Below are 323 nucleotides of genomic sequence, written 5' to 3' on the forward strand. Positions count from 1 at the left end.
GTAAAGGGCTAGGCAAAACTCAGCTTGGTAAATCTGACGGCGGTGTATTTAGTTACGAATTAACTAAAAGTAAATCCGGCTGGCATCCTCATTGCCATATGGTTGTTATGCTCGACCCTGAAAACCCTATTGATTTCCCTTTTGATACCCGACCTCAAAAATATGATAAAGAAGCCTGGTCTAAACTTTCCCCTCTTGAGAAGAAAAACGAAAAGGCCTTATGGCAAAAATGGGGTGCTGATGCCTCAAATTCTGCTCTTGCAAAAGAGTGGGAGAAAATCACAGGTGATAGCAAAATAGTAGATATTCGACCTATCGAGGGC

1 protein-coding gene is annotated in these 323 nt (G+C 42.1%); it reads left to right on the top strand.

What is annotated here, in order from left to right; genetic code table 11:
- Positions 1-323 (top strand): hypothetical protein (locus AAEY88_RS12745; protein ID WP_350562970.1); only part of this gene is annotated, 323 nt, incomplete at both ends.

Origin of the sequence: Psychrobacter sp. CAL346-MNA-CIBAN-0220, from assembly GCF_040309805.1 — a bacterium.
Taxonomy (GTDB): Bacteria; Pseudomonadota; Gammaproteobacteria; order Pseudomonadales; family Moraxellaceae; genus Psychrobacter.